The organism is Nonomuraea sp. B12E4 (assembly GCF_039871825.1).
In the GTDB taxonomy this organism is placed as follows: domain Bacteria; phylum Actinomycetota; class Actinomycetes; order Streptosporangiales; family Streptosporangiaceae; genus Nonomuraea.
The window spans coordinates 26587-40731 of sequence record NZ_JBDPME010000038.1; the positions used below are offsets into that span (position 1 = coordinate 26587).

Sequence of the window (14145 nt, forward strand, 5' to 3'; positions counted from 1 at the left end):
GCATGGCGCGTGGTGATGGTGGCGGAAGGGACGGCAGAGGCGAGCCCGAGTGGCGGCCGGTGACCGACGTGGACATGATGACCGCGATCGTGCTGGAGCAATTGGGCGCCAACCGCGAGCAGTTGCGGACCCTGGAGCCGGCGCGGCGTGCTCCGCATCTGCTGGACGACCACACCGTCGAGCGGATCAAGCAGGTGTTCGGGGAGCAGCGCGTTCAGCTATTTTCCTCCGGTGGCATCAACCCGAGCGATGGGCCTCTCTGGCCCCCGAGCCGCGATCAGCCGCAAGCCGCGGCGATCCGGCGCGTGAGAGGCTCAAGGGCGGGCTGCGGCTGACCGGCGAGGGCTCAATGCTCGGTGAGCTGGTCAAGGCGGTACTGGAACGTGCCCTGGAGGCCGAGCTGTCGTCCCATCTGGGCTACGGCAAGCATGAGGTGGCCGGCCACGGGAGCGGCAACTCCCGCAACGGCAGGATCGGCAAGACCGTGCAGACCGGAGTCGGCCCGGTCCGGCTGGCCGTGCCCCGGGACCGGGCCGGCACCTTCGAGCCGGTGCTGGTACCCAAGCGGGCCGGCCGCATCTCCGGCGGCCTGGACGACATGATCATCAGCCTGTACGCGCACGGCATGAGCGTGCGCGACATCCAGCACCACCTGCGCCAGATCTATGACACCGAACTGTCCCATGAGGCGATCTCCAACATCACCGACGCCGTGCTGGAGGAGGTCCGCGCCTGGCAGGCCCGGCCGCTGGAGGCCGTCTACCCGGTGGTGTTCCTGGACGCCATCGTGGTCAAGGTCCGCGACAACCACAGCGTCCAGGCCAAGCCCGCCTACCTCGCGGTCGGCATCGACGCCGACGGCGAGAAACACGTCCTCGGGATCTGGCTGGCCAAGACCCCGCTCGACCACGCCACCGCCGGCGAGTCGGCCCGCTTTTGGACCTCGGTGATGACCGACCTGAAAAACCGGGGCGTGCGCGACATCCTCATCGCCTGCACCGACGGCCTGAACGGCTTCGAAGACGCCATCCACGCCGCGTTCCCGTACACCACCGTGCAGACCTGTGTCGTTCACCTGATCTGCAACGCGCTCCGGCCGGTCGCCCGCCGCCACCGCGCCGCGGTGGCCGCCGAACTGAAGAAGATCTACACCGCGCCCACCGCGGACGCGGCTTTCGACGCCCTGGCCGACTTCACCGCCTCCACGTGGGGCGAGAGGTATCCGCAGGCGGCCCGCGTGTTCGAGATGGCCTGGGACCGCTTCACGCCGTTCCGGCGCACGAGAGCAGGAGGCCGCACTCCGGTTGGCCGCCGAAGGGCCACCCGCCGAAGCCGTCGGCCTGGAACCCTACGCGATCATGGAGGCGGGCAGATGAGCATCCTGCTGTGGGTGATCGCGCCGTACGTCGCACTGACCGTGTTCGTGCTCGGCCACATGTGGCGCTACCGCTACGACAAGTTCGGCTGGACCACCCGATCCTCGCAAATGTACGAATCACGGCTGCTGCGCATCGGCAGCCCGCTCTTTCACTTCGGCATCCTCGTCGTGGCACTCGGCCACGTCGGCGGCCTGGTCATCCCCAAAAGCTGGACCGAGGCCGCGGGCGTCAGCGAGGAGCTCTACCACCTGTCCGCCATCGTGCTGGGCACGATCGCGGGCATCGCCACGGTGGGCGGCCTGGCCATCCTGATCTACCACCGCCGCACTGTCGGCCCGGTGTTCACCGCCACCACCCGCAACGACAAACTCATGTACGCCGTCCTGGCCCTCACCATCGCCCTCGGCCTGGCCGCCACCGTGCTGGCGAACATCACCGGGAGTGGCTACGACTACCGCGCCACCGTCTCGCCGTGGTTCCGCTCGATCTTCTCTTTCCAGCCGGATCCGGCGCTGATGGCCGGCGCGCCCTCGCTGTTCCAGTTGCACGCCCTGAGCGCGCTGGTGCTGTTCGCGATCTGGCCGTTCACCCGGCTGGTGCACATGCTCACCGCACCGGTCGGTTACCTCACCCGCCCGTACATCGTCTACCGCAGCAGGGACGAGGGACGGCCGCCCGCGCGGCGCGGCTGGGAACCATCTCGCTGACCGACCGGACCGTGTCCGCCGATGGCGCAGCGGGTGTCCCAGCGGTCACCAGCGTCCCGGCAGAGGCGGTTCGCCGGCGGGCTGGGATACGGGGTCACGGGCGATGGCCGTGGACGCGTTCGTCGTCCACAGCGCCGGCCTGAGCAGCGACGTGAAGGTCAGCAGGTATCTGCGGGGGCTGCCGTAAGAGCGGGTCTGCCCGGCCACGCCGATGAACAGCACCGGCACGATGGTGGCGGCGGAGATCAGCGGGAACATCACCCGGCCGCCGAAGCGGTCGGTGAGCGCGCCGACCGGGATGCGGCCCAGCGAGCCGACGATCACCGGTACGGCGACCAGCAACGCCTGCTGCGCGGCCGACAGCCCGAGCAGTTCCTTCAACCGCGGGCCGAGCGGGCTGAGCAGGGCCCAGGCCCAGAAATTGACCGCGAACCCAAAAGTCGCCACCCCCAGCATCACCCACGCTGGCTGAGGCGTCCGAACCGAAGCGATCTCCTTGTCCGTCACCGGTGCCCCTTCTGCCTCTTGCCCGGCATAATCTGGATCCGGTGAATTGTCTACCCCGCAACGGGACGGCGAAGACAAGGGCTCGCCCGCCGAGGGGCCGGCGTCGCCGGTGCCCGACCACGGCCGGTGCGGGTGGCCAGGCACCGAAGGGCGGCCTGCCCGTCCTCCTTGGGTGATAACCGCCCCTCAAGCGATCGGAGCGCTCGACTCGGCCGGAGGCCGCACACCTGGGCGACCCTGCATGCTCGGCGGCCCAACGGCGAACCGGCTCAAGGGCTCAATCTGACCAAGACGGCGGCAATCTGTCCAAAGAAGGAGGGGATGGGGCGCTACCGTTACCCCGGCAGCTCGGGGGGACGACGCGCTGCTCAGCACCGACGACGGTGACCTTGGCAAGGCCTTGCGGCACGGTGGCGGCGGCCGTGCACAGGATCTGCTCGACGGCCAGCGCGGACAGTTCGCCGGCCGGAGTGGACGGGGTCACCACCAAATGGCCGGGCCGGCGGCCCGGCCCGGCGGTCACCGAGAACGGGCCGGCTTCGGGCGGGACGTCGGTGGTGAGTCCGTCCGCCTGTTCGCTCGGGGTGGGTCCGGCTGTCAGCAGCGCGAGCCTGTCCGCTGGGGACAGCTGACGACCGGTCCGGGTCACCGCGCTGAGCCGGCCGTTCTTCACCAGGTAGAGGGTGACCTCCCAGGTTGGTGCGACGCGTCCGCTCGGTGGGTCGCCGGCCTGGATGGCGTCGCTGGGCTGCACGCCGCAGCCGGTCACGGCGACGAGCGATACGAGGCCCGCGGCGAGCACGCGGCGGGCGAGCCCGGTCCTCACTCGGGACCTCCGTCCGGATCGGGTGCCCGCCGTGGCAGGCGCAGCGTGAAGATGGCGCCACCGTCCGGGGCGTTGGTGACGGTGAGGTCACCTTGGTGCAGGCGCGCGTTCTCCCGAGCGATGGCCAGGCCCAGGCCGCTGCCCTCGGACCTGGCCCTGGCCGCGTTGGCCTTGTAGAACCGGTCGAACACGTGCGGAAGCACCGCTTCGTCCAGGCCCGGTCCGTGGTCGCGGACCTCCAGAGCGATCCAGTGCGGGTCGGCGGAAAACCGTACCGACACCGGTGGCTCGCCGTGCCGCAGGGCGTTGCCGACCATGTTCGCGAGGATGACATCCACCCGGCGTGGGTCCAGCCGTGCCGTCACCGAAGGTGGAAGCTCGGTGTGCACCGACTCCGACCAGCCCCGCGTACGCAGGGTCGCGCGTACCAGTTCGGCCACGTCGATCTCGTTCAGTGCGAGGGCCGCGACGCCGGAGTCGAACCTGCTGATCTCGATGAGGTCGTTCACCAGCCCGGTGAGGTTGAACGTCTCCTGGCTGACCAGCCTGGCGGCTCTACTGGCGTGCTCGGGCAGCTCAGCCGCCTCCTCATCCAGGACGTCGGCGACCGCGGCGAGGGCGGCCAGCGGGGTACGCAGCTCGTGGGACACATCAGCCACGAACCGGCGGGCCTCGGCCTCCATCTCGCGCAACTGCTTGACATGCCGTTCCAGCTCCGCGGCGGTGGTGTTGAACGTGCGGGCCACGTCGGCCAGCTCATCGGAGCCGCGGACCGCGATCCTGGCCCGCAGCTCACCCTCGCCCAGCAGGCGTGCCGCCCGGCCGAGCTCGCGGACCGGGCGCAGCACGCCACGGCTGGCCAGCAACGCCAGGACGACCGCGAACGCCAGGGCCGCCCCGCCGATGAGCCAGGCACGTACAGCAAGGTTATTGATGCTGTGCTGTTCGGGACTCAGGCTGCGTGCGGTGTAGACCTCGATGCCGGACAACCGCGTCGTCTGGTCCCGCTCGATGATCAGCAACGGCGTGCCGATGACCAGGATGGGCCTGCCCTGCCATATCACGCGTTGCCATGCGATTTGGCCGTCGGCCACCGCCCGTCGCAGCCCGCGCGGAATCATCTCGGGAGGCAGGCCGGGATCATTACCCGCGGGCCGCGAGTGCAGCTGGTGGTAGAGGGCGACCGCGGGGATGTTCTGGTCACTCACGGTGCGGGCGATCTCGCCGAGCTCGTCCGGGCCCGGCGCCGGATTCTGCAACGGGAAGACCTCCTCCAGGCGTTCTTTCATCGCCCGCACCGCGGCATCCTGGGTCCGCTGCAGGATCTCGTTGCGGGCCAGGAGGTAGAGCCCGCCGGCCACCGCCGCCGCGGTGACCACACTCAGCAGCGCGAACGCGAACAGCAGCCGGGCACGCAGCCCCAGGCTCGGCCGAGGTGCCACCGGCGGGTCACACCGGCCCGAACCGGTAGCCGAACCCACGCACCGTCTGCACGTAGACGGGGGCCGCCGAGTCATCCTCGATCTTCGCGCGCAACCGCTGCACGCACGCGTCCACCAGACGCGAGTCGCCGAAATATCCCTGCTCCCACACCGACTCCAGCAACTGCTGGCGGCTGTGCACCCGGCCCGGCGTGCCGGACAGCTCCAGCAGCAGGCGCAACTCGGTCGGGGCGAGGCTGACCGGCTCACCCCGGTTGGTGACCACCAGCCCGGCCCGATCGATGGTCAGGTCCCGGTGCCGTTCCAGCTCGGCCTGGTCACGGCCGATCCGCCGGAGCACCGCGCGAATGCGTGCTTCGAGCACCCTGGGCTGCACCGGCTTGATCACGTAGTCGTCGGCACCCGCCTCCAACCCGGCCACCACGTCCATGTCGTCGCCGCGCGCGGTCAGCATGATGATCGGTACCTGTCCGGCGGCCCGGATGCGGCGGCAGACCTCGAACCCGTCCATGCCGGGCAACATCAGATCGAGCACGACGACATCGGGAAGGTCCGTACGCAGTCGGTCCAGCCCCTGTTCGCCGGACTCCACCGCGCGCACCCGGTGCCCATGCCGGGTCAGGGCCAGCTCAAGGCCCTCCCGCACGGCCGGGTCATCCTCGATCAACAACACTCGCGACCCACCGCCGAGTTTCACCGCACACTCCATCACTTGCCCGCCGGTCCACCCCATCCACTGTCGGTCGGCCGTGTCCTCGCCCCGTCCGCGCCATGTCATGGTTGTGTCACAGTCCCACCGGCGGCGGCCGCCGTCGAGAAACGGTGACATGCGGCGGACAACGCGCGCACATTCGGCGCCAATCGTAGTCGCCATGGACGAACCACGCACGATCCCATCTCGCCCCCGAGACCGGCTGTTCGCCGCGGTCACGCTGGTGCTGGCCGTGCTCCTGCTGCCCGCGGCGTTCGTTCGCCATCCCGGCCGCGCTCGCGAACTGGCCTGCCGCTGGGCGCTGTGGATGCGATTCCCCGCCGAGGACCTCACCGGGCTCACCGACGGCGCCCTGGCGGCGTTCACCGCGGCCCGCACCGAGGCACTCTGGCGTCACGGCCAGCTCATCGGCCTCACCTCGGGCTACCGCGACCCCCTCGTCCAACAACAGATGTTCGACGCGGAAGTGCGCCGCTCCGGCTCCCCGGCCTCAGCACGCATGCTCGTCCTGCCACCGGCCGAATCCAACCACGTCAAAGGCATCGCGCTGGACGTGCGCCCCCACGAAGGCGCGCGCTGGCTCGAGGAACACGGCGCCCGCCACGACCTCTACCGCATGTACGACAACGAGTGGTGGCACTTCGAGTACCGCCCGGACAGCGGTCGCACACCACCACCACGACGACCCCACCCCGGCGTAGGGGTGTAAGCGGTTCCCGGACGGCGCCAATGCGCCATGAGCCCGGGAGCGCTGCGGGAAGATGAAGGGTTACGGCGTCTGGCGGACGCGGTAGCACAGGTAGGCCATGCCGCCGTCGAACCGGCGCTCCTCCAGCAGGTCGAGCTGGAGGCGGAGGCCGTCCTGGAAGAGCCGGTTGCCGCCGCCCACCACGATGGGCGCCACGAACAGCCGGCACTCGTCCACCAGCCCCGCGCGCATCGCGTGGGCGGCCAGGCGCGGCCCGCCGATGGTGAGGTCGCGGTCCGCCGTCGCCTTCAGCTTCCGGATCGCGTCGGGGTCGAAGTCGCGTGCGAGGCGGGTCCTGGTGGTGGGCGCCTGTGCCAGGGGCCGGGAGAACACGATCTTGTCCGCGGCCCGCCAGAGCATCGCGAAGTCCCGCATGGCTGCCGACTGGGCCGGGCCGGTGTCCATGGTCTCCGAGACCATCATCGACTCGTACATTGCTCTAACCGGTGTGCGAGCTGGGCCACCGCCACGACCACCACCAGGTCGAAGAACAGCTCCAGCCAGCTCGCATGACGCGCTTCCGCTCCACTCATGGCTAGCGAGGATAGGGCCCCACCGTCCTGACCTCTGCCGTGGGGCGGGCGATCGGTGGACTGCCGCGCGCCGGTCACCGATCTTGCGGGGGCGCGGGCGGTGCGGCGGGGACGACGCAGGACAGGGCGCCGCGCAGGACGGCGGCGAAGGAACCGGTGCTGCCGGGCTCGAGCCAGTGCCGCCCGGCCACGCGGATGGCGCCGGCGATCGCGGCGGCGGTGACGGCGGGGAACAGGTCGCGCGCGGGGTCGGTGCCGGTGCGAGCGGCGATCGCCTCGGCGAGCGGGCCCTCGGCCATGGTGAACGCCTTGAGCGCCTCGCCCGCCAGCTCGGGCGTCGACATGATCATGCTCAGTCCGGCCTTGTCGGGCTCGGGGTCGGTGTAGAGCTCGATCATCGCCGCGATGACGGCCTGGTCGAGTGGCTCGTCGGCGGGCCGGGCCCGCAGCGCCTGCCCCGCGCGCGCGGCCTGGTCGGCCTGGAAGGCGCAGATCGCCTCGGCCCTGCTGGAGAAGTAGTTGTTGTAGGTGCGTGCGGAGACGCCCGCGGCGGTGGCGATGTCGTGGACGCGGACGAGGGCCAGGCCGTGCGGGCCGTGCTCGATGGCCAGGCGGAGCGCGGCGTGGCCGATCGCTTCCCGGGTGGATTGCTTGTTGCGGGCCCGGAGGTCCATGACGTCGTCGTGCATGGACCCACTCTATCGGAGACTGCGCACCGCGCACTAGGTGCGCGTCACGCAACTTGTGTGTAGAGTGCGGCGTGACGCCTTGGCACTCACGACCGGAGAGTGCCAGCCACAGGGCGTGTGCCGGGACGGCGAGGTACGCCGGCGGGTCGTCCGCCTGCCCGCGGACCGTCCGTCGCGGGCGCCGTCCCGGCGAGCCCCCATCGAGAGCAGGAGCATTCATGGCTTCGAAAATGATCGCGTTCGACGAGGACGCCCGGCGCGGCCTTGAGCGCGGTATGAACCAGCTCGCCGACGCCGTCAAGGTGACCTTGGGCCCCAAGGGCCGCAACGTCGTGCTGGAGAAGAAGTGGGGCGCCCCCACGATCACCAACGACGGTGTCTCGATCGCCAAGGAGATCGAGCTCGAGGACCCTTGGGAGAAGATCGGCGCCGAGCTGGTCAAGGAAGTCGCCAAGAAGACCGACGACGTCGCCGGCGACGGCACCACCACCGCCACCGTGCTCGCCCAGGCGCTGGTGCGTGAGGGCCTGCGCAACGTGGCCGCCGGCGCCAACCCGATGGCTCTGAAGAAGGGCATCGAGGCCGCCGTCGAGCGGGTCAGTGAGGAGCTTTCCAAGCTGGCCAGGGACGTGGAGACCAAGGAGCAGATCGCCTCCACCGCCTCCATCTCCGCCGCCGACGCCGAGATCGGCTCGCTCATCGCCGAGGCGATGGACAAGGTCGGCCAGGAAGGCGTCATCACCGTCGAGGAGAGCAACACCTTCGGCCTGGAGCTCGAGCTCACCGAGGGCATGCGCTTCGACAAGGGCTACATCGCGCCGCTGTTCATCACCGACACCGACCGGCTCGAAGCGGTCCTGGACGAGCCGTACGTGCTGGTCGTGAGCGGCAAGATCTCCGCCAACAGGGACCTGATCCCGCTGCTGGACAAGGTCGTGCAGGGGGGCAGGCCGCTGCTGGTGATCGCCGAGGACGTCGAGGCCGAGGCCCTGGCGACGCTGGTGGTCAACAAGATGAAGGGCGTCCTGCGGTCGGTGGCCGTCAAGGCTCCGGGCTTCGGCGACCGCCGCAAGGCCATGCTCAACGACATCGCGATCCTGGCCGGTGGCCAGGTCATCGCCGAGGAGGTCGGCCTCAAGCTGGAGACCGCCACCCTCGACCTGCTGGGCCGCGCCCGCAAGGTGGTCGTGACCAAGGACGAGACCACGATCGTGGACGGCGCCGGTGACGCCGAGCAGATCTCCGGGCGGGTCAACGAGATCCGCGCCGAGATCGAGCGCACCGACTCCGACTACGACCGGGAGAAGCTCCAGGAGCGGCTGGCCAAGCTGGCCGGCGGCGTGGCCGTGATCAAGGCCGGCGCCGCGACCGAGGTGGAGCTGAAGGAGCGCAAGCACCGCATCGAGGACGCCGTGCGCAACGCGCAGGCGGCCGTCGAGGAGGGCATCGTCCCCGGTGGTGGCGTGGCGCTGCTGCAGGCCGGGGCCAAGGCGTTCGACAAGCTGGAGCTGTCGGGCGACGAGGCCACGGGCGCGGCGATCGTGAAGAAGGCTCTGGAGGAGCCGCTCAAGCAGATCGCCGTCAACGCCGGCCTCGAGGGTGGCGTCGTGGTGGAGCGGGTGCGCAACCTCACCCCGGGTGAGGGCCTGAATGCCGCTTCGGGCGAATATGTCAACATGTTCGACGCCGGCATCCTGGACCCGGCCAAGGTGACGCGTTCGGCGCTGCAGAACGCCGCGTCCATCGCGGCGCTGTTCCTCACCACCGAGGCCGTCATCGCCGAGAAGCCCGAGAAGACCCCTGCCGCTCCGGCCATGCCGGGCGGCGGCGACATGGACTTCTAGGCCGGCTCACCCAGTGGATCTCCCGCCCTGGGCCCGGGCGCATCGTGCCGTCCCGGGCCCCTGACCCGCGGGCAGGCGCTTGCCGTACGAAACGATTCCGTTGCGGGTGCGTCTCTCACGCCACCATGGAACTCTGGGCGCGAGGTTGCGTCCCATGAGCCGTCGGTGACCCAGTCGATGTGTCCGAACCCACGAGGGCTGAGCCGCCACCCCTCAGCCCGCAGGGACCGCACACACGAGTCGGGAGCGCCCGCACCGCGGTCGGCGACGTGCGGCGCTTCCCGGTCGTCCGCCGGCGGGCACACCGTGTTCATCAACGGGGCAGCGGTTTGCCGCTCAGAGACATCGGTCCCGGTGGCCTGCTCCCCAGGCTGATCTCGATCGCCGGGGGAGACCCCGCACATGTCGTGACGATCACAGACTTCGCGAACGCCGCCGGATTTCTGAGTGTTCCGGTGCGGCTCGTCGAGCCCCAGGAGGACGAGGGTCCAGGACGACATCAAGGTCGGCGCTTCGAAGGGGAAGACCGTCCTCCGTGTGAGCCATCAGCGCACCTGGGAGTGGCCGTTCTGGTGTACGGCGCAGCACGATGGCGGACATATCAGGATTGGAGAAGCGCTGGTCATGGAGTCGCACCTAGCCTGATCGTCATGAACCCGGGTCGGCCGGCCCGGCGTGCCCGAGGCGACCCACGTACACGGATGGAGACACGATGAGCACAGTCACGAGGACGGATTCGCAGTCGCCTGCGCTGCACGTTGCCGACAGCCACGACCTGATCCGGGTGCACGGTGCGCGCGAGAACAACCTCAAGGACATCAGCGTTGAGATCCCCAAGCGCCGGCTGACGGTGTTCACCGGGGTCTCCGGGTCGGGCAAGAGCTCGCTCGTGTTCGACACGATCGCGGTGGACTCGCAGCGGCTGATCAACGAGACCTACAGCACCTTCGTCCAGGGCTTCATGCCGACGCTGGCGCGGCCCGAGGTCGACGTGCTCGAAGGGCTGACCACCGCCATCATCGTCGACCAGCAGCGGATGGGCGCCGACCCCCGGTCCACGGTCGGCACCGCCACCGACGTCAACGCGATGCTGCGCATCCTCTTCAGCCGGCTCGGTCAGCCGCACATCGGCTCGCCCAACGCCTTCTCCTTCAACGTCCCCTCGGTACGGGCGAGCGGCACGGTCACGGTCGAACGCGGTGCCGCCAAGGCCGTACGGCAGACCTTCACCCGCACCGGCGGCATGTGCCCGAAGTGCGAAGGCCGGGGCACGGTCTCCGACATCGACCTCACCCAGCTCTACGACGACTCCAAGTCGATCGCCGAGGGCGCGTTCACCATCCCCGGCTGGAAGTCCGACAGCTGGTGGACGGTGCGGATCTACGCCGAGTCGGGCTTCCTCGACCCGGACAAGCCGATCCGCGAGTTCACCAAGAAGGAGATGAACGACTTCCTCTACCGGGAGCCGACCAAGGTGAAGGTCGAGGGTGTGAACCTCACCTACGAGGGCCTGATCCCGAAGATCCAGAAGTCGTTCCTGTCCAAGGACAAGGAGTCGATGCAGCCGCACATCCGGGCGTTCGTGGAGCGGGCGGTGACGTTCACCACCTGTCCCAAGTGCGACGGCACCCGGCTCAGCGAGGCGGCCCTGTCGTCGAGGATCGACGGGATCAACATCGCCGACGCCTGCGCGATGCAGATCAGCGACCTGGCCGAATGGGTCCGCGGGCGCGATGAGCCGTCGGTGGCGCCGCTGCTCACCACGCTGCAGCGGACCCTCGACTCGTTCGTGGAGATCGGGCTGGGCTACCTCTCGCTCGACCGGCCGTCGGGCACGCTGTCGGGCGGCGAGGCGCAGCGTACCAAGATGATCCGCCACCTCGGCTCCTCGCTCACCGACACCACTTACGTCTTCGACGAGCCCACCACGGGCCTGCACCCCCATGACATCCAGCGGATGAACGACCTGCTGCTCCGGCTGCGGGACAAGGGCAACACGGTGCTCGTCGTGGAGCACGAACCGGAGACGATCGCGATCGCCGACCACGTCATCGACCTCGGCCCCGGCGCCGGTACGGCAGGCGGCACCGTCTGCTTCGAGGGCACCGTCGAAGGGCTGCGGGCCAGCGGCACCACCACCGGCCGCCACCTCGGTGACCGGGCCGCCCTCAAGGAAACGGTCCGCAAGCCCACCGGCGCGCTGGAGATCCGCGGCGCCACGACGCACAACCTGCGGAAGGTCGACGTCGACATCCCGCTCGGTGTCCTGGTCGTCGTCACCGGCGTGGCCGGCTCCGGCAAGAGCTCGCTCGTGCGCGGGTCGATCCCGGCCCGCGCGGGTGTGGTGTCGATCGACCAGGGCGGGATCCGCGGCTCGCGCCGGAGCAACCCGGCGACGTACACCGGGCTGCTCGACCCGATCCGCAAGGCGTTCGCGAAGGCCAACGGCGTGAAGCCGGCGCTGTTCAGTGCCAACTCCGAGGGCGCCTGCCCCAACTGCAACGGCGCCGGCGTCATCTACACCGACCTGGCGATCATGTCCACCGTCGCCACCACCTGCGAGGAGTGCGAGGGGAAGCGGTTCGAGGCCTCGGTGCTCGACCACCTGCTCGGCGGCCGCGACATCAGCGAGGTGCTGGCGATGCCGGTGAACGAGGCCGAGGAGTTCTTCGGCGCCGGCGAGGCACGTACGCCGGCCGCGCACGCCATCCTCGAGCGGCTCGCCGACGTCGGGCTCGGCTACCTCGCCATCGGCCAGCCGCTCACCACGCTGTCCGGCGGCGAGCGGCAGCGCCTCAAGCTGGCCACCCACATGGCCGACAAGGGCGGCGTCTATGTCCTCGACGAGCCCACCACCGGCCTGCACCTGGCCGACGTCGAGCAGTTGCTCGGCGTGCTCGACCGGCTCGTCGAGTCCGGCAAGTCGGTCATCGTTGTCGAGCACCACCAGGCGGTCATGGCACACGCCGACTGGATCATCGACCTCGGCCCGGGCGCCGGTCACGATGGCGGCCGCATCGTCTTCGAGGGCACCCCGGCCGACCTGGTCGCCGCCCGCTCCACCCGCACCGGCGAGCACCTGGCGGCCTACGTCGGCGCATGAGCCGGAAGGGGCGGGCGTCCGGTGAACGTCATGGTCGAGGCGACCCTCTACGACCCGGCACGCGCGCCGTTGCTGGCCGCCCTGCACCTGGTCACGTGGGTGCCCGGGACGCTGGTGCTGCTCGTTTCCCTGTTCTGGCTCGTCCGCATCACCGGCCGGGGCGTGGCCGGCGACCGCGCGCTGTTCTCCACCCACACGGCGCGGGACCTGCGAAGGATCGGTACGATCATCACGCTCGGCTCACTGGTGGCCTTCGCTCTCGACTTCGCGGCCAAGACCGCGGCGGCTCGGATGCTGACCGTCGAGGCGTACCTGGTGCCCGGCGAGGTCGAATGGCCGATTCCGGCCGTGGTGATGGGGGTGGGAGCGTTCGTGGTGGCTGAAGTGATCGGGCGCGGCCTGGCCATGTTCGACGAGCTCGAAGGCATGATCTGAGTGCCGCCGCCAGGCGAGCTCGGCGGGCGCATCGAGATCCGGCTCGACGAGTTGCTCGCCCGGCGGGGCATGACGCTGACCGAGCTGTCCTACCGGGTCGAGGTGACGATCGCCAACCTGTCCATCCTCAAGACGGGCAAGGGCAAGGCCATCAGGTTCTCCACTCTGGCCCGGCTGTGCGAGGTGCTCGACTGCCAGCCGGGAGACCTGCTGAGTTACACGACACATCCCGCCGACAAGCCGTGAGGCCGCCTCAGTCGAACTGGCTGACCACGCCCGCCAGCCCGCAGGGCGCGTGCAGGAAGAGGTAGTGGACGCCGGCTCCGCTCTCGGCGACGTCGGCACCGGCCAGGGCGCCGACGTACGTCATGACCTGCCCGCAGCCGGGGCACACGGGATAGTCGGGATCCTGGATCCAGTCCGGTCGTCCGCCGAGGGTGGACCGGCCCTCGCCGTCGCCTGCCAGATACAGGCCGGGCCGTCGCTCACCCGGTGTGAAGCGCGCCGGGGGCGGCTCCATCGCCTCCAGCACCAGTTCGTTCAGGTAACCGGGCGGGACGGTGTGCGTGGACCAGGCCGCGCCACCTTCCGGGGTCACCTCGGTGAAGATGTCGGCGTAGGTCGAGCACGGGCAGCAGGCGACGATCCGCAGGCGACCCTGCCAGCCGCTGTGCGCGAGCGCGTCACCGGCCGCCGGGTCGGCGGTGTCCACGTCGAGCAGGGTCCACAGCCGGCTCTGGCACCACGGGCAGGTCCCCGCGGCGGTGCTCGCCCCCTCCTCGGGCACCAGCCGGTACGCCGTCGTCCCGCAAACCCGCAGAGCCCGCCCGTCGGCGTCGAAGTCCCACCCGTACCTCTGCAGGCCGCGGACGAGGTCGACGTCGATTCCGGGCGGCGGCTGGCTCCGCCACCTCCGGAAGGCGGCCTCGACCACCGGACCGCGGGTCGCGGTGAGCACCGTGATCAGCCACTGCTCCCCGGCCCCCGCGTCGAGCCGCGCGACGGCCTCACGCTGGAGATCCTCATCCGCGGCGCGGAACAACGTCTCGGGGAGGTACATGTCCGCATCGAGCAGCCGCCGCAGGTACGGCCGGAGCGCGACCGGATCGTCCTCCGCCTCCCCGCCCAGCTCCCACACGGCGTCGTCGTCGCCGGACAGGACGCGGTCCACGAGTTCAGCAATCATGATCGCAGGCTATCGACCCTGGCAAGGGGGCCTG

At 70.1% G+C, this 14145-nt stretch carries 15 protein-coding genes and 1 pseudogene; 8 read left to right on the plus strand and 8 right to left on the minus strand.

The features are described from left to right. Window positions 1-59: 59 nt before the first annotated feature. The 3 genes and pseudogenes from ABGB18_RS44360 (at window position 60) to narI (ending at window position 2086) form a co-directional block, all read left to right on the plus strand. Complete coding sequence (locus ABGB18_RS44360) at window positions 60-335, plus strand: hypothetical protein (RefSeq protein WP_347701764.1); 276 nt, start codon at window positions 60-62, stop codon at window positions 333-335. Next, a pseudogene (locus ABGB18_RS44365) lies at window positions 317-1273 on the plus strand (IS256 family transposase); the annotation flags it as partial. The gene ABGB18_RS44360 and the pseudogene ABGB18_RS44365, both read left to right, overlap by 19 nt. A 99-nt stretch (window positions 1274-1372) precedes the next feature. Then, on the plus strand, window positions 1373-2086 hold the full coding sequence (narI, locus tag ABGB18_RS44370; protein ID WP_347701762.1) for a respiratory nitrate reductase subunit gamma: 714 nt from the start codon (window positions 1373-1375) through the stop codon (window positions 2084-2086). Between the two features lie 45 nt (window positions 2087-2131). Here the strand turns inward: narI and ABGB18_RS44375 are convergent, their stop codons facing one another. The 4 genes from ABGB18_RS44375 to ABGB18_RS44390 form a co-directional block, all read right to left on the minus strand. After that, complete coding sequence (locus ABGB18_RS44375) at window positions 2132-2737, minus strand: MFS transporter (protein ID WP_347701726.1); 606 nt, start codon at window positions 2735-2737, stop codon at window positions 2132-2134. A 133-nt stretch (window positions 2738-2870) separates the two neighbouring features. Further along, window positions 2871-3419 carry a hypothetical protein gene (locus tag ABGB18_RS44380; RefSeq protein WP_347701727.1) on the minus strand — a complete coding sequence of 183 codons (549 nt, stop codon included), beginning with the start codon at window positions 3417-3419 and terminating at the stop codon, window positions 2871-2873. Beyond that, window positions 3416-4861: a HAMP domain-containing sensor histidine kinase gene (locus tag ABGB18_RS44385; RefSeq protein WP_347701728.1), complete on the minus strand. Its 1446-nt coding sequence runs from the start codon at window positions 4859-4861 to the stop codon at window positions 3416-3418. The genes ABGB18_RS44380 and ABGB18_RS44385 overlap by 4 nt, the downstream gene beginning before the upstream one ends. A gap of 7 nt (window positions 4862-4868) precedes the next feature. Then, the gene (locus ABGB18_RS44390) at window positions 4869-5558 is read right to left on the minus strand and encodes a response regulator transcription factor (protein ID WP_347701729.1); all 690 of its coding nucleotides are present in this window, start codon (window positions 5556-5558) and stop codon (window positions 4869-4871) included. 175 nt (window positions 5559-5733) lie between these two features. On the opposite strand from ABGB18_RS44390, the gene vanY-N reads away from it, so the two are divergent. Beyond that, window positions 5734-6282, plus strand: a complete 549-nt coding sequence (vanY-N, locus tag ABGB18_RS44395) for a D,D-peptidase/D,D-carboxypeptidase VanY-N (protein WP_347701730.1) — start codon at window positions 5734-5736, stop codon at window positions 6280-6282. A gap of 60 nt (window positions 6283-6342) precedes the next feature. Here vanY-N and ABGB18_RS44400 read toward each other — a convergent pair whose 3' ends face one another. The 3 genes from ABGB18_RS44400 to ABGB18_RS44410 form a co-directional block, all read right to left on the minus strand. Further along, complete coding sequence (locus ABGB18_RS44400; RefSeq protein ID WP_347701731.1) at window positions 6343-6756, minus strand: dihydrofolate reductase family protein; 414 nt, start codon at window positions 6754-6756, stop codon at window positions 6343-6345. Further along, entirely contained in the window at window positions 6741-6854 is a 114-nt protein-coding gene (locus tag ABGB18_RS44405) for a low temperature requirement protein A (protein WP_347701732.1), read from the minus strand. The genes ABGB18_RS44400 and ABGB18_RS44405 overlap by 16 nt, the downstream gene beginning before the upstream one ends. Before the next feature lie 74 nt (window positions 6855-6928). Continuing rightward, window positions 6929-7543 (minus strand): TetR/AcrR family transcriptional regulator, encoded by a 615-nt coding sequence (locus tag ABGB18_RS44410; RefSeq protein ID WP_347701733.1) that lies wholly within the window; start codon window positions 7541-7543, stop codon window positions 6929-6931. Between the two features lie 218 nt (window positions 7544-7761). Here ABGB18_RS44410 and groL point away from each other — a divergent pair, with 218 nt between their 5' ends. The 4 genes from groL to ABGB18_RS44430 all read left to right on the plus strand — a co-directional run bounded on the left by groL (window position 7762) and on the right by ABGB18_RS44430 (window position 13171). Further along, window positions 7762-9387: a chaperonin GroEL gene (gene groL / locus ABGB18_RS44415; RefSeq protein ID WP_347701734.1), complete on the plus strand. Its 1626-nt coding sequence runs from the start codon at window positions 7762-7764 to the stop codon at window positions 9385-9387. Between the two features lie 712 nt (window positions 9388-10099). Beyond that, a complete protein-coding gene (locus ABGB18_RS44420; protein ID WP_347701735.1) occupies window positions 10100-12490 on the plus strand; it encodes an excinuclease ABC subunit UvrA in 2391 nt (796 codons plus the stop codon). Between the two features lie 21 nt (window positions 12491-12511). After that, window positions 12512-12925 (plus strand): DUF2975 domain-containing protein, encoded by a 414-nt coding sequence (locus ABGB18_RS44425; RefSeq protein WP_347701736.1) that lies wholly within the window; start codon window positions 12512-12514, stop codon window positions 12923-12925. Then, window positions 12926-13171, plus strand: coding sequence for a helix-turn-helix transcriptional regulator (locus ABGB18_RS44430; RefSeq protein WP_347701737.1), 246 nt, complete (start codon window positions 12926-12928; stop codon window positions 13169-13171). It begins immediately after the preceding gene. Window positions 13172-13178: 7 nt separating this feature from the next. Here the strand turns inward: ABGB18_RS44430 and ABGB18_RS44435 are convergent, their stop codons facing one another. After that, the gene (locus tag ABGB18_RS44435) at window positions 13179-14111 is read right to left on the minus strand and encodes a hypothetical protein (RefSeq protein WP_347701738.1); all 933 of its coding nucleotides are present in this window, start codon (window positions 14109-14111) and stop codon (window positions 13179-13181) included. Window positions 14112-14145 lie beyond the last annotated feature (34 nt).

Excerpts from the sequence above, each read along its gene's own strand:
- narI (WP_347701762.1), top strand. The coding sequence starts at position 1,373 with ATGAGCATCCTGCTGTGGGTGATCGCGCCGTACGTCGCACTGACCGTG.
- vanY-N (WP_347701730.1), top strand. The coding sequence starts at position 5,734 with ATGGACGAACCACGCACGATCCCATCTCGCCCCCGAGACCGGCTGTTC.
- ABGB18_RS44400 (WP_347701731.1), bottom strand. The coding sequence starts at position 6,756 with ATGTACGAGTCGATGATGGTCTCGGAGACCATGGACACCGGCCCGGCC.
- ABGB18_RS44405 (WP_347701732.1), bottom strand. The coding sequence starts at position 6,854 with ATGAGTGGAGCGGAAGCGCGTCATGCGAGCTGGCTGGAGCTGTTCTTC.
- ABGB18_RS44410 (WP_347701733.1), bottom strand. The coding sequence starts at position 7,543 with ATGCACGACGACGTCATGGACCTCCGGGCCCGCAACAAGCAATCCACC.
- groL (WP_347701734.1), top strand. The coding sequence starts at position 7,762 with ATGGCTTCGAAAATGATCGCGTTCGACGAGGACGCCCGGCGCGGCCTT.
- ABGB18_RS44420 (WP_347701735.1), top strand. The coding sequence starts at position 10,100 with ATGAGCACAGTCACGAGGACGGATTCGCAGTCGCCTGCGCTGCACGTT.
- ABGB18_RS44435 (WP_347701738.1), bottom strand. The coding sequence starts at position 14,111 with ATGATTGCTGAACTCGTGGACCGCGTCCTGTCCGGCGACGACGACGCC.